This window comes from Methylotenera versatilis 301, assembly GCF_000093025.1.
Classification (GTDB): domain Bacteria; phylum Pseudomonadota; class Gammaproteobacteria; order Burkholderiales; family Methylophilaceae; genus Methylotenera; species Methylotenera versatilis.
Genome location: NC_014207.1, coordinates 2,568,204 through 2,583,481, shown reverse-complemented (window position 1 = coordinate 2,583,481; position 15,278 = coordinate 2,568,204). Strand labels below are relative to the sequence as shown.

The window sequence follows — 15,278 nt, the reverse complement described above, 5'->3', positions numbered from 1 at the left end:
TATCCATCGGTAGCCATGCAATTGCTTGCTACAACGGATATGAACTTTATGCATGATGAATAGCTAATGCAGCCATCTCATTTTAGAATTTGAAATGGTTGCCTATTTTTTTATGCTTACGAATTAACTCACTGATATTATGCTGTGCGCTTGACGTGTTGGCGTAAATGCCAAGATCTATAACCAATTCATTTATTTTTTTATCTGAGAGATCGGACGCATTGCTTTCACTTAACAACTGCATTAGAAACCTAAAGTCATTTAAGTACTTAGCTTGAGATCCAGTTTTGCCTTTTAAGGCTTTTTGTGACTCATTAAGAAATTCCTTATCATCTAAAAGAATAGCTCTGCACAGGTGATCTTGGAAAGTAGAGCTTGTGATGATGTTGGGATCTATCCTAATTGCCTTGAATAACCAAGACATAGCACCATCAACGTCAGCTTTAACTTCTGCAAAAATATCGTGGATATACCGACCATAAATGATCATACATTCAAATGAGCACGCCAAAGGTTCAGTTAGTGCCAAGATCGATTGGACTGGGGTGCTTGAATCAGGGGTAAGTGGACTATCATACTTTATAGCATCAATGACAGCTTGCTGAGGGTCTGCCGCATTAGAAAAATCAATGATCGCTGAAGATTCACCACATAACTCGACAACTTTTGCGATATGTTCATTGATTGATAGTTCGTATGCATATGACCAGCTAATGGGGTCTGGCATCGTTACTTTTAACTTGGATGGGTTTTGACGAAGCTTGATTAGATATTCAGAGCGAGCTTGTTGGAGTAGTGGTGCTAAGTTGATAAAAGCATGTATTTGCTCTATGGTGAATTTACCATATTCCTTTTGACTTTTAGTTATATCTGTAAGCATGTTATCAAGTTTGATTAGTAAAAATAACGTACTAAAATTGGTTTAAATTAGAATTATTCGAGCTAAACTTGACGATAATACAAGGCGGTTATTAGTTCTTAACATAAGGTCAAAGATCTAAAAATTAGCACCCGAGAATTTATGTTTAGTTAATCCTAAATTGGATATTTTTTTGGTAACTAACTTTTAAAACCAGTAATTTTCAACTCAGTTAACTTGGCAAGTTCAGAAACATCAATAACTTGGGTATTAGTTAAATACAGACGCCTCATCTCTGACAATCCTGCCAGAGATGACACATCACTCACGAGTGTGTTATCAATTGAGAGGGATTGCAACATAGTTAATTTTTCCAGTGGTGACAAATCGCTTACAGGTGTGTTGTCAAAGGAGAGATGCTGTAACTTGGTTAATCTTTTCAATGATGACAAGTCACTTACAAGTGTGTAGTCAAAGGATAGATGTAGCAACTTAGTTAATTTTGCCAATGATGACAAATCACTTACAAGTGTGTTATCAAGGGAGAGCAGCTTTAATAGAGTCAAGCCAGCAAGTGCTGATATGTCTTTAACTTTGGTTTCATCAAATGAAAGAAATTCTAACTTAGTTAATTTAGCCAATACCGACACGTCAGAGACTGGGGTTTTGTCAAACGCAAGTTGTTTTAATTGGGTTAATTTTTCCAATGGCGACAAATCGCTAACTTCTGTGTGGTTAAATGAAAGATATTTTAATTGCTTCAAGACTGCTAATGGCGAGAGATCATCGATATTAGAGTTGCTTATAAACAGGTATTCCAGATTTGACATACCTGCCATTGCAGACAAGTCCCCATTATTGATATTAAATAATGAGAGGGCTCTTAACTGTTTCAAACTTGTTAATGACGACATCTCAACATCTTTGCTGTTTATTAATGCAAGGCTATTCAGTTTCCTTAATTTTGCCAATATAGATAAATCTCTTACTTGTAAGTTCTGTAATGAAAGCGTTTGCAATTCTGACAATCCAGATATAAAAGATAAGTCGCGGATATTAATTTCTACAAAGGACAAGTCCAATGCCTGTATTTTTTCTATAACTATAAGGCCAAGTTCAAGGGAGTCATATTCAGATTGCCATAAACGCTGAATCAACAAATTGCGTTCGAAACTGTAGTGACGCATTTTCACATACGTATTCCATAACAGCTTAATTTTACTTTTGCGTTTAGTAGTCGTTATTTTTACACCACTATCCATAACTACAGCAGCTAACAGTAATTGAGAGTTGATATAACTCTCGTTCATGGAATATCGTTTCTCTGGGAATAACTCGGATAGATATTTTTCTGCTAACTTTGTTTGTTCAATTTGCTCAAAAAATAGTACAAATGTTTCTTGCCACCAATTGCAAGTAGTTTTAGCTCGTAAATCTTTCCAATTCAATTCACCTAAATCTAATTTTGGTTTGATGGCTTTGGCTGCAAAGTATTCCAAAAAACTCAAATGACTAAACCCATAGCGCTCTTCGATATTCTCATCTTTACCACGGGGTAAAAATAGCCCACTACGTTCTGCAAATTGACGTAATAGAAAATTAATTTCACTTTGTATATGAGCTTCTGGAATATCAAGAGCTATTAGCTTGTCAGTTAAAATTTCTCTTACTTTGCTTTCTGAAATTAAAATTGCAGTTTCCTCATCGTTCTCGCTGCGATTGCACTGCATGATATATGCGATTTCACTTAACCAGTCACTACGATCAGCGTAGTCAAAATTGTGTTGATGTTCTCCACAGGATGTAATACCTCTTGCACTATCAAGTGCAACTAAATAAGTTTCTGCAATGCGTTGATATAACTCGGCGCGGCCGTCAGGCAATCGCCCACGACGTGCGTGGATAAAACAAATCATGTTGAGTAAAACTGGTGTGCGTGATAAACGACCTAAACCATCATTCTTTTTCATCCGAGTTAAAAGCTCTCCAACGCGTTGTTCATGATTTCCATCATGACTCGGATAATACTGTTTGTACCAGTTGCTAACAAACTGTTGCGCCTGAGGATAAGTGAATGGTGCAAGGTAAAATGCTGGTAGAAGTGATTTTGAATCAACTGGTTGAATGTTTACAAGTGACTCTGAATATAGACTTGTTGGTTTGACCTCAATTTCGCTTTCAAAATCGATTTTAAGTTCATCATCTATATTATTTGCAAGGCTAAATAAATCGCGTTGATTAAAGCCCACTACTCTCGAGCTAATCAAAAACTTGCATTTAGGGTAAGCGTGCATACCTTCTAACACTGCCATCCCCAAATTCTTCCGTGTTGCTGTATTAGTAATCTCATCCAAGCCATCAAGTAAAATTAAGGCTTGTCCACTAGTTAAAAGGGCTTTAATCACATCGAATGACTCAGGATATTGCTTAAATGCCTCCATTAACTCTAGATTACTCTCAGTGAACGCACGCCATAAATCATCAAAAGTTTTAATGTCGTGCAGCGGTAACTCACGTAAAATTAAAGCAAAAGGGACTAAGTCTCCCAAAGCTATTTTAGTGGTATTTTCACTGCTATAAGAGAATGCAAGCATCAACCAGTGGATTAAAGTGGTTTTTCCCGCGCCAGGATCCCCTAAAATAAAAGATTGCGGGTGTTGCTTTAAAATATCGATAATGTTTTGCCAAGCAGGTTCAGCTTTCGATTCTGAGTTAATTACTTGCTCAGGTGCCAAATGTCTATCTGACAGATGTGGAGTGACAAATAATTCATCTAAGAAAATCCCCCTATCTTTCTTAAGTTCACCTTCATCATCTAAGGACAAGCCGAAATTGTCCATTCGCATGAATTTAAACTGAACATTCTGGAAGTACTTCCTAACTGCTAGACTCTTTAAAGCAGAAGTTGAGTTGAGTTGAATTGAGTCTTCGTTAGTAACCATTATTTACTTTCCAAAAACGGTGCTATATCTTCACCTCTAAGAGTATCTAAAGCGAGCAATAATTTATGTAAGCGAAAGACATTACTATCGCTAGGGTTAGTGGGAAGTAAAGTTGAACCATCATATGACGGTTGAATACCTTTCATTGGAATTTTTATTTCCTTACTTATCAAATTGTGATTTATCGCGAACTTAACTACATCATCAATAAACTGAGGGTTTTTGTTTAGTTGTTCGTTTAGTTCGCGGTGAAAAGTGTAGATGATTGCGGAAGCCACTAGTAAAGCATAGGCGAATTTAATATTTGGATAATTTTGTACGGTTCGATTGCTAACTAAATTCACTGAGCCTCGTAACATGACAGCGAGCCTATTTGCTAGAGCTTTGATTTTCCGAGGGTTAGCAGGTAGGCAGTCGAAAGCTTCTACTATTAATTTGATTTCTACGCAGTGCTGTGATGCCTGCGCGGCTTTTTGATTTATATCTTGTGCGTCGCCACCCAAATCCAATAAGCCTAATAGTTCATCCAAATAATCGGCTTTACGCTGTGAGTTAGGCAATGGAAGGTGATAAATGTCCTGACAGATTTTTTCTAAATATTCTCTTGCATGATGGCTGTCGGTATCGTCTTTTATATCAAAAGCTTTATTTAAAGCACGTTCAATTTGTCTCTGATCAATGGCAAATACAATTACGCAGTTATTGAGATTCAAGTAAACTTTAATTCCTTCTAAAAGTTTTAATGCAGCTTCTGGGTGACAACGGTCTAAGTCGTCTATAAATATCACCAGCTTTTTATTAAATCCTTTAGAGGCGTCACCTAAAGCTAATTTGATAGCTTCCTCTAGTAAATGACTAATATCTGCTGTAGGTAACCTATTGAGATAATTTTCATTTTCATAATTCTTACCAATTTTTGGCAAATCACTCAGCTTTGGAGAAAAAACACCGCCACTTGCAACTTTAATAGTTTCGTCAAATGCTCCCAAAATACCTAAAAAAGTAACTGAGCTAATTTTTTTTGTTGCGGCTAGTGCTTTATTTAAATTGCTGAAAAATGAGCGGATTTCATTTAACAAAGCAACAATTGGCATAGGCTCATGTTGATAACGCCAAGCCTCAAACCATACCGTAAGAATTTTCTCGCTGTCTAATTCTTTTTGTAATTGCCTCAAAGTACTCGTTTTACCTGTTCCCCAATATCCATTAATTGCGATTCCTTTGGGTGGCGTAGAGTGCTTTATAACATTCGCAATATCTTTAATAAAGTTAACTTGACCAAAACCATCAATTTGGGTTGGATTGTCGTTGTGCGAGAGCTCTGCCATAGTATATTGAGATAAATTAAAGTTTCAGTAAGTTAACTTGGATTGTCTCTAAAGTAAAGATAACTCCACCTAATATTGAGTTCTTTCATTAATAGTGAATGAGCAGCTTTAATAGGATTTTTTATTCGATTTATAGACGATTAAATATAGCAGCAGTAAACGTGACAAGTACTTCTTCAGCTGGCAGGTCTTAGCGAGTTAAGGCGATTAAATTAACAATAAAAAACAATGTATTTCAACAGCTTTTAATCTTATTCATTTTTAATTAAATCAATTAGTTAAATTTAATCGTGACAGGCCGTCGTCACGACACTTAGATGACATTTAGAAATGAATAAAAAACTATTCCAATAACATGCAATCTCCATACTTTTTATAAAGCGTAGCGATAGACATGGTTAAGGAGCTGTTTTTAGATAATTCAGCTAGCCCAATTGCTGACATGTGACTTAGATTATTGGATTGTTGGATGTTCGCATACAGTAAGTCAACTGGATAGCCTGACTTGTGTCTACTTACAGCGTGTATTCCACTATGAATAAATGAGTTTAAAGCTCTCCAAGAGTTATCTTTGAACGCGCTTAGATGTCGATGCAAACCGACGGGGCCCTTTTTCTCAATGGCTTTCATCATTTCGGAAAAGCTTGGAATGCCATTGCTTGCAATCTGTTCATTTTCTTTCGTCAAAGGAGCTGATAGCTTATTAATTTCAATATCAGATGCAATATAAAGTACCCAAACTTCTCTTACGACAGCTTCATATTGTAGCCGGAGCATTGCCATCGCGGATGTAAGCAGTTGCATTTGTGTAAGCTCACGCAGTGCAAGAGCATGCTCCTGAGCGATGTTAAATATTGCAATTACTGTGTCGCTTTTATTGTCGCTTGGAAATGAAATGGATTCAAAAATATGAAACATTTCCGCTTCGAACTCTTTTGAGCGAATTACTATTTGATTGAGCTTGTCTGCACTATCCATATTGAAATGACTTTTGGAAACTGGATTTATTACTTTATAGTAATTTCTGAAACTTCAACTAATTTCATTTTTTAATTTTAATTGTTTTAGGGAGTTAATTGACAACTAATGGTAAAAAAGATGCCTTCTAAAGATTGTAAAAACGTGACAATTCTGACGAGTGTCAGCGATACTTGGCGAGATAGGGCGGATAAATTAACAATAAAAACAATGATTTATAACAACTTTTAATCCGTTTGTCGTGGGTTCGATCCCCGCACGCCCTACCAATAAAATCAAGGGGTTACGATCAATTCGTAACCCCTTGTCCATTTCTAATAGCGGTATAGTAGGCTAAATAATTTCAATTTCTGCATTTTACCAACGACTGCCTGACTCTTGGTAGTAAATCTCTAATATCAAATAACTTAGAATCTAATTAATCCAATCTTTCTGCGTCTCTGCATTAACTCTTATGTATTCTGGCACAGACGAGTTTCGAATAAGGGGCGTGTCCAATGGAGAGGTATCCATTAGATAATGTATGGAATTTGAGGGGTCTATATGCGCGGTGCTAGATGGGTCTAGGCCGCATTTGCTATCATCACGTTTAGGTTGATATTTAACCGTCCATTGATGCAGCCTAGTGGGTACTAATAGGTTGCCAAACTCTACCCCGATGATCTTAAAGCCCTTAGGCTCTAAATAACGATTGGGTTCATCATCCCATACGTGCCGTTTTTAATGCACAATCCTTACGGCTAATATTGGGCCCACACATTAATTTAATGAATGTTTCCCAGTCGCCCTTATCTGCAGCTTGCCACGCTTTCAATAATAGACCGCTTAGCTCACCCTAGTGTAGTTAAAAGAATAATAGATGTAGGTTCTACAGATCACGTGAATGTGGATATGGCGTTTCGGTGTGAGGCTGCGAATATGGCGGATTGTGATAAATTATTAAGTGAGTTTAAAGAAGTTAATAAACTAATCTATAAAGTATATGAAAAGAAATTTATTACAAGTGCGGATGGCGTAGCTGTAAGGGAGGGAGTGGAAAGTCTAGAATAAGCCGTCGACCTTAAAAAATATAAGGTAAGTCAATTGAAAGTAGCATTCAATCCTGATTGCTAAATGAATTCAATAAAACCACGGCGACTTGACTTCGCTTACACGAACCTCCCCTTTCCCAATGTCGAAAATGACTTAACAATTGGTATCGCTGTCGACATTAGAGGGCTCTTTTTCAAGTGATGGTTTCATAGATTACTTATTAAACTTCTATAAATCTGTAATAAAAAACCACTTGATATAAACCTTTGGTTGGAAGGTAATAAACGCTCACAATCTTTTGTAACAGTGGCGTAGCGTTCGCATGCTCTTTCTTTGAGTATTTGTAATTTGCGCTAGCTGATTAGCTGAGTAATCACTATCGCTCCATTTATAATGGTATAGCCCTTTAACAGATCAAGTCTTTATTTTCTAAGTTAGCATCTGTCTAGATAATATTATATTGGAAGCAATCAAATAGATATTTTGGGTAGTTAACATAAGAAAGAGTTAATTTGGAGCGGTTATACATGACAAGCAAATATGTTTTCTTAACTTATTTAGTTGCATTGACCCAATGCAATTTGTCCTTGGTCACACTTTCTTTCTTGACCTTGCTTAACGCTGTCGATAAAGGGTTTGAAAAAAGACTTTTCATTTGCTTTTTCAGAAGCTCCATTTACCAGCTTATCTGGATGATCCACCGGTCTAATTTCTACATTTTTATTATTCGGATTTTCTGTGTTAGTTGTTTGGCTTGCTCTTGTCACTCTACTTACTGCTTGTTGCCCCGCCTCCTGATTTGCTTTAATCGGAGTAACTTTCTTAGCTGCTTTTTTAGCTAATTTGTCTTGTATTACACTTTCTTGCACTATTGCATCCTGCTTACTCTTAACGCCTCTTTCAACCAAAGTTAGCTTCGATTTTGTAGTTAATTTACTTTGACTTGCTGATTTTAAATCATCCAATGGCGATTTCCTCTGTGCTTTGTTGAGCATCAAGTCGTCCTTGATTAGTTTGTCAGGCAATGGTATTTTAGCTGATATATTTGTTGGTAAAGTGTTAGCTGAATTGATTAAATTGATAGATTGCTCAGAAGGTGACGAATTAACCTTTATAGTCAAAAATACGGCAGCAATTATGAGCAGGCTGGATATAGCGAACATCCAAGAAAACCTATTATTAGCCTCTACTTTGTCACTTGATCTGCGTTCATCTTTAGGCGCATCTGGCTCACCAATACTCACATCTTGATTGGAATGAGATCGCACAGAATAGAGTTCATGGTCTCGCACATGCTTATCTTGTTTAACACCTGAGTACGCAAACATTTCCGAGAACTCCACAGTCAATCGTGATGTGATCTCATAAAATGAACGCGAGACCAAAATTTGATTTGGCTCTGAAAAACTCATGACGCGCTGCGCAACATTAATACCGTCACCAATAATATTAGGGCGGCCGTTAATGTCACTTACGATGCGAACAGGCCCTAAGTTAATTCCAAATCGCACAAATAAAAGGTTTTGGCTATGTATATTACCTTTTAAAACACCGTCTCGGATTGTTAATGCAACAAACATCAAGTCTTCTGGAGATCCCATATAGGCAATAGCTACCCCATCTCCAGTATCTAGAATAATACGGTCATCTTTTGCAACACTCCCAAGCGATAGACTAATTAAATCATTAAAATGGTTTTTGATTTCAATCTGATCTTCATCTGACTTTTTTGAATAATCAATCATATCCAAGAACAAAATACTGCATATGGAGGTTTTATTGATTCTGTTAGCCATTGTTGATTTTTTATCAATCATGTAGATTTAATGTCATTGGTATGTAACTCATGGTTGAAAAATGATTTCCAAAACGAAAATAACTAAACATAGAAAAATAATAAATACTCTTTAATCTTGATAATTAAAACACTTGCTTGAGTTGGTGTCTGTGTGCCAGCGCACCTAAGGCGCTTCATTCACAATATCGTGAGTTTATCGCCCAAGTTATGATCTATTACTCAGCGAGTCTGCTTTTTGGAAGTATGAAAGCAGACAGTACCAATTTATAAAATCGACCCATAGCAGCTAATAATTTCTAGTGCTAGAATTGTCGTCTACTCTCAGTGCTTGGACGACCTAGCTTCTGATTTTCTCATGGGACGACCCAATTCGAAAGGTACTTAAAATGAATTGGATTACTCTCGTCATAGCAGGAATGTTAGAAGTTGTTTGGGCGATTGGTTTGAAGTACACCAATGGGTTCTCTAGGCTTTGGCCAACTGTTGGTACAGTCTTAGCAATCATAACCAGTATTTGGTTGCTAGCAATAGCGATGAAATCTTTACCTGTTGGCACTGCATACGCAATATGGGTAGGAATAGGTGCAGTGGGTACTGCAATAGCAGGAGTTATTTTATTTGGTGAGTCCGCCAATATAGGCCGAGTCTTAAGTCTGGTACTCATTATTGCAGGAATCATTGGGCTAAAACTTTCAACCGCCACCTAGTTTTTTAACTTAAATGTCCGCTTTGAGGCAAATACCAATCTCTATGTTTCAAAAGCTCAAACGTTGATGCTGCAATTGGCATGATTAAATAATTACAGAGCATCGAAGCAGACAATCAAAATTTACGCCGAGTTAATTCCGTGTATATCACTAAATTATTGCGTTTTTACACAGCCTGGACCCAAACCAGCCATTCGTTAATCCTGAATCACTTATAGTCTTGAGCTTAACTAGGGGCTAATAATTCAACAATAAAATTACTACTCAATATAAACACTTAATACTCTAAAGTGTTTACTCTTTACTAGGTGCGCTATCGAACAGTATTTTTAAAGTTTGCAGCTTATAATATTTCTATGAAATTCATTTCTTGGGCTAACTATGTTTAAAGCTAACATCGATATTTTCAATGCTCACATTTTAATTGTCGATGATCAGAGGACGAATGTAGATCTTTTAGAGCAAATGCTTGAAGCTGAAGGTTATAAACATGTCAGTTCAACAACTAACCCATTTGCAGTAGTTGACTTACATAATACAAATGAATATGACCTAATTTTGCTTGATCTAAAAATGCCCGGTATGGATGGTTTTCAGGTAATGGAAGAACTAAGGAAAAATAATTCCGATATATATGTCCCTATACTTGTAATTACTGCTCAACCAAGCCAAAAGTTAGAAGCATTTGAAGCCGGTGCAAAAGATTTTATTAGTAAGCCGTTTGATCTAATGGAGGCAAAAGTCAGAATTTATAACATGCTTGAAGTACGCCTGCTTTACAAACAACTTGAGCAATATAGTCGTTCTATGGAATCTTGGGCAATGCATGATGCTCTCACTGGATTACCCAATAGAAGGCTTTTTGTAGATAGACTCACTCTAGCGATGGCACACGCACATAGAAAAAAATGTACTACTACTGTTATATATTTAGATTTGGATGGCTTTAAGCTGATTAACGACAGTTTTGGGCATGATGTCGGGGATATGTTACTTAAAATTGTTGCAGATAGATTAGTTGCAGCAGTGCGAAAAGAAGATACCGTTGCACGCTTTGGTGGTGATGAGTTTGTGCTGGTCTTATGGGAGTTAGATAGCCCTGATGGAGTTTCAATGCTAGTGTCAAAGGTACTTATGACCTTATCTGAACCTTATTTTATTAATGGTCGAACTATACGGATAAGTGCATGCGCTGGTGTTAGCATTTATCCTGATCACAGTGAAGATATGGAGACCTTAATTAAGAAGGCTGATATTGCATTGTATGAGTCTAAGCGGATTGGAAAGAACGGATTCAGTATTGCAGTCGATTCACTGTCTTAATTGGCACCAACTCATTTACTAACGCTTTAACTAAAGTGCCTGTTCAAAGCTAAATATCTAGTAAATTGGTCATTGAAGTTGGGCAATAGAGAAATATTTAGGTTGTAATTAACGCGCTCTTGTTAGGAGTTCTACAGTTCGTTAAGTAGAAGTCTTGCGCTTGACCAACTTGTACCTAAACAATCCAGTTTCACAGCAAGGTGATTGGAATAATCTTCCTGTCTTGTAAAAGAACGGCTCAAGATACATAAACGATACAACGCATGTTAGGCATAAGTGTGATTAAATTCGAAATTAGGTCAATTTCAGTTTATGCCAGGAACATACTTAATGGCTGAATCATTTTTATTTGTTAGTTTCGACTTTACCTAAGCTTCAGTTCAACATTTGACTAAAAGGCAATCAAATTGCCTTTCAAAAAAGTTGCTACAGGTGTCATGAGTTTTTCTAAAAGAGGTTCAACCATATTTACGGCATCTTGCATATAAGAGGTTCAACATACATTACATTTACGCTAAAAATCTTTCATTTTTTATAGAGGTCATCGCCGCATCTAGCACTTCGGTAAATTCGTTGATCTTGATGGGTTTGGTGAGGTAACGGAAGAACCCGGCTTCAAGACCCTGACTAATGTCACGTGTCATGGCATTGGCACTGATGGCTATAATAGGAATATGCTTCGTTAACGGGTCTTTACGCAGGTGAAGCATGACTTCGACACCGCTAATTCCGAGAAGGTTGATATCCATTAGAATAATATCAGGCAATTGCTCTGTTGCAAGCGCAATACCATGTTCACTATCGCATGCACTTATCATGTGTATATGAGGCAGGCCCTCAATAATTTGTTCAACTAGCATCAGATTGGTCGGATTATCCTCCACATACAGGAGGGTGTAAGATGACCTTTCATTCTTTGGGCTCAGAACAAGATCATCTGCCAGTCCAATTAACTCATGTGCATGTAAAGAATCATCTTTATCTAGTTCGATCCAAAATTCGCTACCCACACCAACGGCGCTTTCCACGCCGATAGTGCCTCCCATCATTTCAATCAATTTCTTGCTGACGGCCAGACCAATTCCAGTTCCTTCCTTAACCCCGACCTCTTGTCCAAGACGGTTAAATGGCTGAAATAGCTGTGCCAGTTTTTCTGCAGATAATCCAGCGCCATTGTCTTTAACGCTGATGCGAATACGTCCCAAAGCGCTCTCTGAACACTTCACCTCGACCGTTCCCTGTTCGCTGTTATATTTGATTGCGTTGGAAAGTAGATTGGATACAACCTGCTTTAATTTAGTTTGATCGGCACGGACAGACCACATTCTGTTAACCATAGAAAAGAGTAATTTTATACCGCTTTCTAATGCATTCGGTTCAAACATCGACTGGCATTCGAACAGAAGGTTTGTCAGCAATACTGGCTCTAGCAACATTGGCGTCTGGCCAGACTCAATTTTAGCAAGATCGAGAATTTCATTGATCATATCAGTCAGGTACCATCCTGCCTTGAGAATCTCCTTCAATCTTTTAGTCTGAGTTTCTGTTGGCGCTGGTGTTCCACCTTCCAGTAACTGAGCGAAACCAAGGATAGCATTAAGCGGTGTACGCAATTCATGGCTCATGTTGGAAAGAAAATCGGATTTAGCGAGATTGGCCTGTTCTGCTGCAATCTTGGAGCGCTCTAGTTCAATGTTTTTTTCCCGCAACTTCTGGTCGAGTATATTCTGCTGCGTGACATCACGTGCAGCGGCAAAGATACCAAGCACGTTGCCACTTTCATCTTTATAGATTGATGCATTGTAAAGTACATCCATGATACGACCGCTAACATGGCGGATAGCAAGTGGATAATCGCGGACAAAGCCATCAAAGAAAACTTTTTGATAACCTTCGCGAGCTTTAACTGTATCAGTAAAGTAATTGCAGAAATCTGTACCAATCAGTCTCTCTCTAGGAATGCCAGTCGCATGCTCGGAAGCTTCATTCACGTCGGTAATCTTGCCTTCCGCATCGATAGTAACAAGCGGGTCCAGCGAGGCACCAAGAAGCGAGCGGGCGTATTGCAAAGCGTATTGGGTCGCTTCATCTGCCTTCTTGCCTTTGGTGATGTCTTTGAAAAGTACGGCAATTTTGTGACTGCCAGGTTCGCCAATTCGGAAAGCATAGAGATCGAACCAGCGCCCACCTAATGCCTTGGTCTCATTCTGAAACCTGATCGGTTCACCAGTACGGGCGACTTCACCGTAGATATTGAACCAGTAGGGCTCCATGTCAGGAGCGAGCTCGCTAATCCGCCTTCCTTCAGCTTCGTATAGCCCATTTTGTTTTTCGAAAGCAGGGTTCGTTTCCAGAAAGCGCCAGTCGATTGGATTTTCCTGCTGATCATAAATCATCTCTATCAGGCAAAAGCCTTCGTCAATTGAATTGAACAGTGTGTGATAAAGCTGCTTACTCTCCCCCAGCTCTGATATCAATTGCTCTTGGTTTTTTAAACTCTTATTAAGCGGGGGAAGCGTCGTTTTCGAAGATGGGCAGTTTGCATCATTCATCATTATTATTCAGTTCATCTACGAGATACATTGATTGTAGAGCGCTTTCTATTTAGCTCCAGGCGATGAGAATGGAAGAACCAAAGCCCAGATAGATTAGGCATATTATCATAAGGTTCTTCTGACATACTTTCTAATAGAGTTTGCGCTCAACCAATCACAATGCTTCATTAAATTATTTTTGTGAAAGTCCGTGGTTCATAGCAAGCTCAATTTTTGGTTCAAGCCTCCAAGTCAGTATTGATTGAGGCTGTTATTAAACTACATTTTTTTACCGCCTGGCCCTGTAATAAACCAAATTATCATACCCACGAAAGGGAATATCAAAACACCAAGAATCCATAGTATTTTCTCAGAACCAGATGCTGAGCTCTGGATTATTTTTACAATTGCAAATATATCAAGAAAAAGTACTAACAACCCTATGATGGAATACATTTTATTTCTCCTTTTTCTAAACGTAGTTTAACTACCTTGAAGAGTGCGGCAAAAAGCAAAGCACTCGTTGTCCGAGGCTTTAGCCCACATTGAGACTTTTTCCTCCCCAAACAACGGTAATCAAAATTGGATAGGTCACCTAATTAGAATAATTTTGACCATATATTTGAATATTTTAGGTGAAAATAACAATCAGGCATGTACGGTAACGCACAAACTACGAAAACCAATAAATACTGAATTGAATATTCTCATCCAGTTGAACAATCATTCTCATTCAAATTGAACAGTAACTCTCATGACTACTGATCACTCGTCCCTTTGAAGTAAATTTTCCATCAAGACCAAAACTTAGATCTGGATACAAAATTTCCAAAATGGTTGTTCTCCTCAATCAGGACAAGTGCTAAAGCGAATGCAGTGATGTTTCACGTTAATATTGATGTGAAGTGATATTTTAATTTGCCATGCGAGGCTAATATATTAATTTGCTGGGCAAAGATCTAAATTACCACGGTTGATGATGGGTTCATATAGGTCATTCTGACGCCGTTGCCGTAGATATTGCAAAATGAGCAATCTGAGGCATCTCTGCCGGTAGAGATGCGTACAAACTGACTTAAATCACATAGTTTCGTTGGGTCGAATAATATCCAGCGATTTTCTAAGTAGGCTTCAAATATGGCATGAAAATCATTATTTGAGCCGGCTAAGTCAGTGGCATAGCCTGCAACAAATCGTGCTGGAATATTGAGTGCGCGGCAAAAACTAATACCTAAATGAGCAAAATCGCGGCAAACGCCTTTTTTTGTTTGCAGCACATGCATGGCAGTGGTGAGGCCGTTGCTCGAGCCTAATTCATACGTTATATTTTGCTTAATCCAATCAGTAATATAGGCCACACGTTGGTAGCCTGGCGGAATATTGCCAAATAATTGAACTGAGTTTTGGTAAAAAGTATCTGATTCGCAAAAGCGGCTAGACCAAAGATAAGGAATAATTTCAATTGGTAACTGAGAAATTTTCATCTCTACCTCATTGCCAATAGGCTCAGGGTAAGTTAAATCAATTTCAGCTTGGTAGCGTATGCTAAAAGTACCCGATACTTGGCTTAGTCTTACCAATTTATTATCACCAATGTGGTTGTATCCATAATCGGCATTTAAAATAGGTAAAAATGATATGTATTCTTGATTAACAACCTGCCATTGATGATTAGCAGCTTGAATATTAAAAATAAAGTCAGAATTATTCATCACTGAATATTGCAACTCGCAATCGATGTGTACTTTTTTCATTGGGTTTTTATTTGTAAAGTAAT

General features: G+C 37.8%; 11 protein-coding genes. 3 read left to right on the top strand and 8 right to left on the bottom strand.

Annotated elements, in window-relative coordinates:
- Positions 1 to 82: 82 nt before the first annotated feature.
- The 4 genes from M301_RS11800 to M301_RS11785 form a co-directional block, all read right to left on the bottom strand.
- Positions 83 to 880, bottom strand: a complete 798-nt coding sequence (locus M301_RS11800; RefSeq protein WP_013149013.1) for a hypothetical protein — start codon at positions 878 to 880, stop codon at positions 83 to 85.
- A 179-nt stretch (positions 881 to 1,059) separates the two neighbouring features.
- A complete protein-coding gene (locus tag M301_RS11795) occupies positions 1,060 to 3,801 on the bottom strand; it encodes an NACHT domain-containing protein (RefSeq protein WP_013149012.1) in 2,742 nt (913 codons plus the stop codon).
- Positions 3,801 to 5,129, bottom strand: coding sequence for a KAP family P-loop NTPase fold protein (locus M301_RS11790; RefSeq protein WP_013149011.1), 1,329 nt, complete (start codon positions 5,127 to 5,129; stop codon positions 3,801 to 3,803). Before M301_RS11790 ends, M301_RS11795 begins: the two co-directional genes overlap by 1 nt.
- A gap of 342 nt (positions 5,130 to 5,471) precedes the next feature.
- Complete coding sequence (locus M301_RS11785; RefSeq protein WP_013149010.1) at positions 5,472 to 6,107, bottom strand: DUF6988 family protein; 636 nt, start codon at positions 6,105 to 6,107, stop codon at positions 5,472 to 5,474.
- A gap of 771 nt (positions 6,108 to 6,878) precedes the next feature.
- Between M301_RS11785 and M301_RS11780 the strand changes: the two genes are divergently transcribed.
- Entirely contained in the window at positions 6,879 to 7,157 is a 279-nt protein-coding gene (locus M301_RS11780; RefSeq protein WP_238524642.1) for a hypothetical protein, read from the top strand.
- Positions 7,158 to 7,696: 539 nt separating this feature from the next.
- On the opposite strand, the gene M301_RS11775 is transcribed toward M301_RS11780, so the two are convergent.
- Positions 7,697 to 8,956, bottom strand: a complete 1,260-nt coding sequence (locus M301_RS11775) for an adenylate/guanylate cyclase domain-containing protein (protein ID WP_013149009.1) — start codon at positions 8,954 to 8,956, stop codon at positions 7,697 to 7,699.
- 367 nt (positions 8,957 to 9,323) lie between these two features.
- On the opposite strand from M301_RS11775, the gene sugE reads away from it, so the two are divergent.
- Together sugE and M301_RS11765 are read left to right on the top strand one after the other, a co-directional pair.
- Positions 9,324 to 9,644, top strand: coding sequence for a quaternary ammonium compound efflux SMR transporter SugE (sugE, locus tag M301_RS11770; protein WP_013149008.1), 321 nt, complete (start codon positions 9,324 to 9,326; stop codon positions 9,642 to 9,644).
- Positions 9,645 to 10,025: 381 nt separating this feature from the next.
- The gene (locus tag M301_RS11765; RefSeq protein ID WP_013149007.1) at positions 10,026 to 10,967 is read left to right on the top strand and encodes a GGDEF domain-containing response regulator; all 942 of its coding nucleotides are present in this window, start codon (positions 10,026 to 10,028) and stop codon (positions 10,965 to 10,967) included.
- Positions 10,968 to 11,476: 509 nt separating this feature from the next.
- Here M301_RS11765 and M301_RS11760 read toward each other — a convergent pair.
- The 3 genes from M301_RS11760 to M301_RS11755 all read right to left on the bottom strand — a co-directional run bounded on the left by M301_RS11760 (position 11,477) and on the right by M301_RS11755 (position 15,255).
- A complete protein-coding gene (locus M301_RS11760; RefSeq protein WP_013149006.1) occupies positions 11,477 to 13,522 on the bottom strand; it encodes a hybrid sensor histidine kinase/response regulator in 2,046 nt (681 codons plus the stop codon).
- Positions 13,523 to 13,780: 258 nt separating this feature from the next.
- Positions 13,781 to 13,957: a PLDc N-terminal domain-containing protein gene (locus tag M301_RS14465; protein ID WP_013149005.1), complete on the bottom strand. Its 177-nt coding sequence runs from the start codon at positions 13,955 to 13,957 to the stop codon at positions 13,781 to 13,783.
- A gap of 503 nt (positions 13,958 to 14,460) precedes the next feature.
- Complete coding sequence (locus M301_RS11755) at positions 14,461 to 15,255, bottom strand: transglutaminase-like domain-containing protein (RefSeq protein ID WP_013149004.1); 795 nt, start codon at positions 15,253 to 15,255, stop codon at positions 14,461 to 14,463.
- Positions 15,256 to 15,278 lie beyond the last annotated feature (23 nt).

Bases quoted from the DNA above. Each gene is read 5' to 3' on its own strand.
- M301_RS14465 (WP_013149005.1), bottom strand. From the start codon at position 13,957: ATGTATTCCATCATAGGGTTGTTAGTACTTTTTCTTGATATATTTGCA.
- M301_RS11780 (WP_238524642.1), top strand. From the start codon at position 6,879: ATGTTTCCCAGTCGCCCTTATCTGCAGCTTGCCACGCTTTCAATAATA.
- sugE (WP_013149008.1), top strand. From the start codon at position 9,324: ATGAATTGGATTACTCTCGTCATAGCAGGAATGTTAGAAGTTGTTTGG.
- M301_RS11785 (WP_013149010.1), bottom strand. From the start codon at position 6,107: ATGGATAGTGCAGACAAGCTCAATCAAATAGTAATTCGCTCAAAAGAG.
- M301_RS11775 (WP_013149009.1), bottom strand. From the start codon at position 8,956: ATGATTGATAAAAAATCAACAATGGCTAACAGAATCAATAAAACCTCC.
- M301_RS11760 (WP_013149006.1), bottom strand. From the start codon at position 13,522: ATGATGAATGATGCAAACTGCCCATCTTCGAAAACGACGCTTCCCCCG.
- M301_RS11765 (WP_013149007.1), top strand. From the start codon at position 10,026: ATGTTTAAAGCTAACATCGATATTTTCAATGCTCACATTTTAATTGTC.
- M301_RS11790 (WP_013149011.1), bottom strand. From the start codon at position 5,129: ATGGCAGAGCTCTCGCACAACGACAATCCAACCCAAATTGATGGTTTT.
- M301_RS11755 (WP_013149004.1), bottom strand. From the start codon at position 15,255: ATGAAAAAAGTACACATCGATTGCGAGTTGCAATATTCAGTGATGAAT.
- M301_RS11800 (WP_013149013.1), bottom strand. From the start codon at position 880: ATGCTTACAGATATAACTAAAAGTCAAAAGGAATATGGTAAATTCACC.
- M301_RS11795 (WP_013149012.1), bottom strand. From the start codon at position 3,801: ATGGTTACTAACGAAGACTCAATTCAACTCAACTCAACTTCTGCTTTA.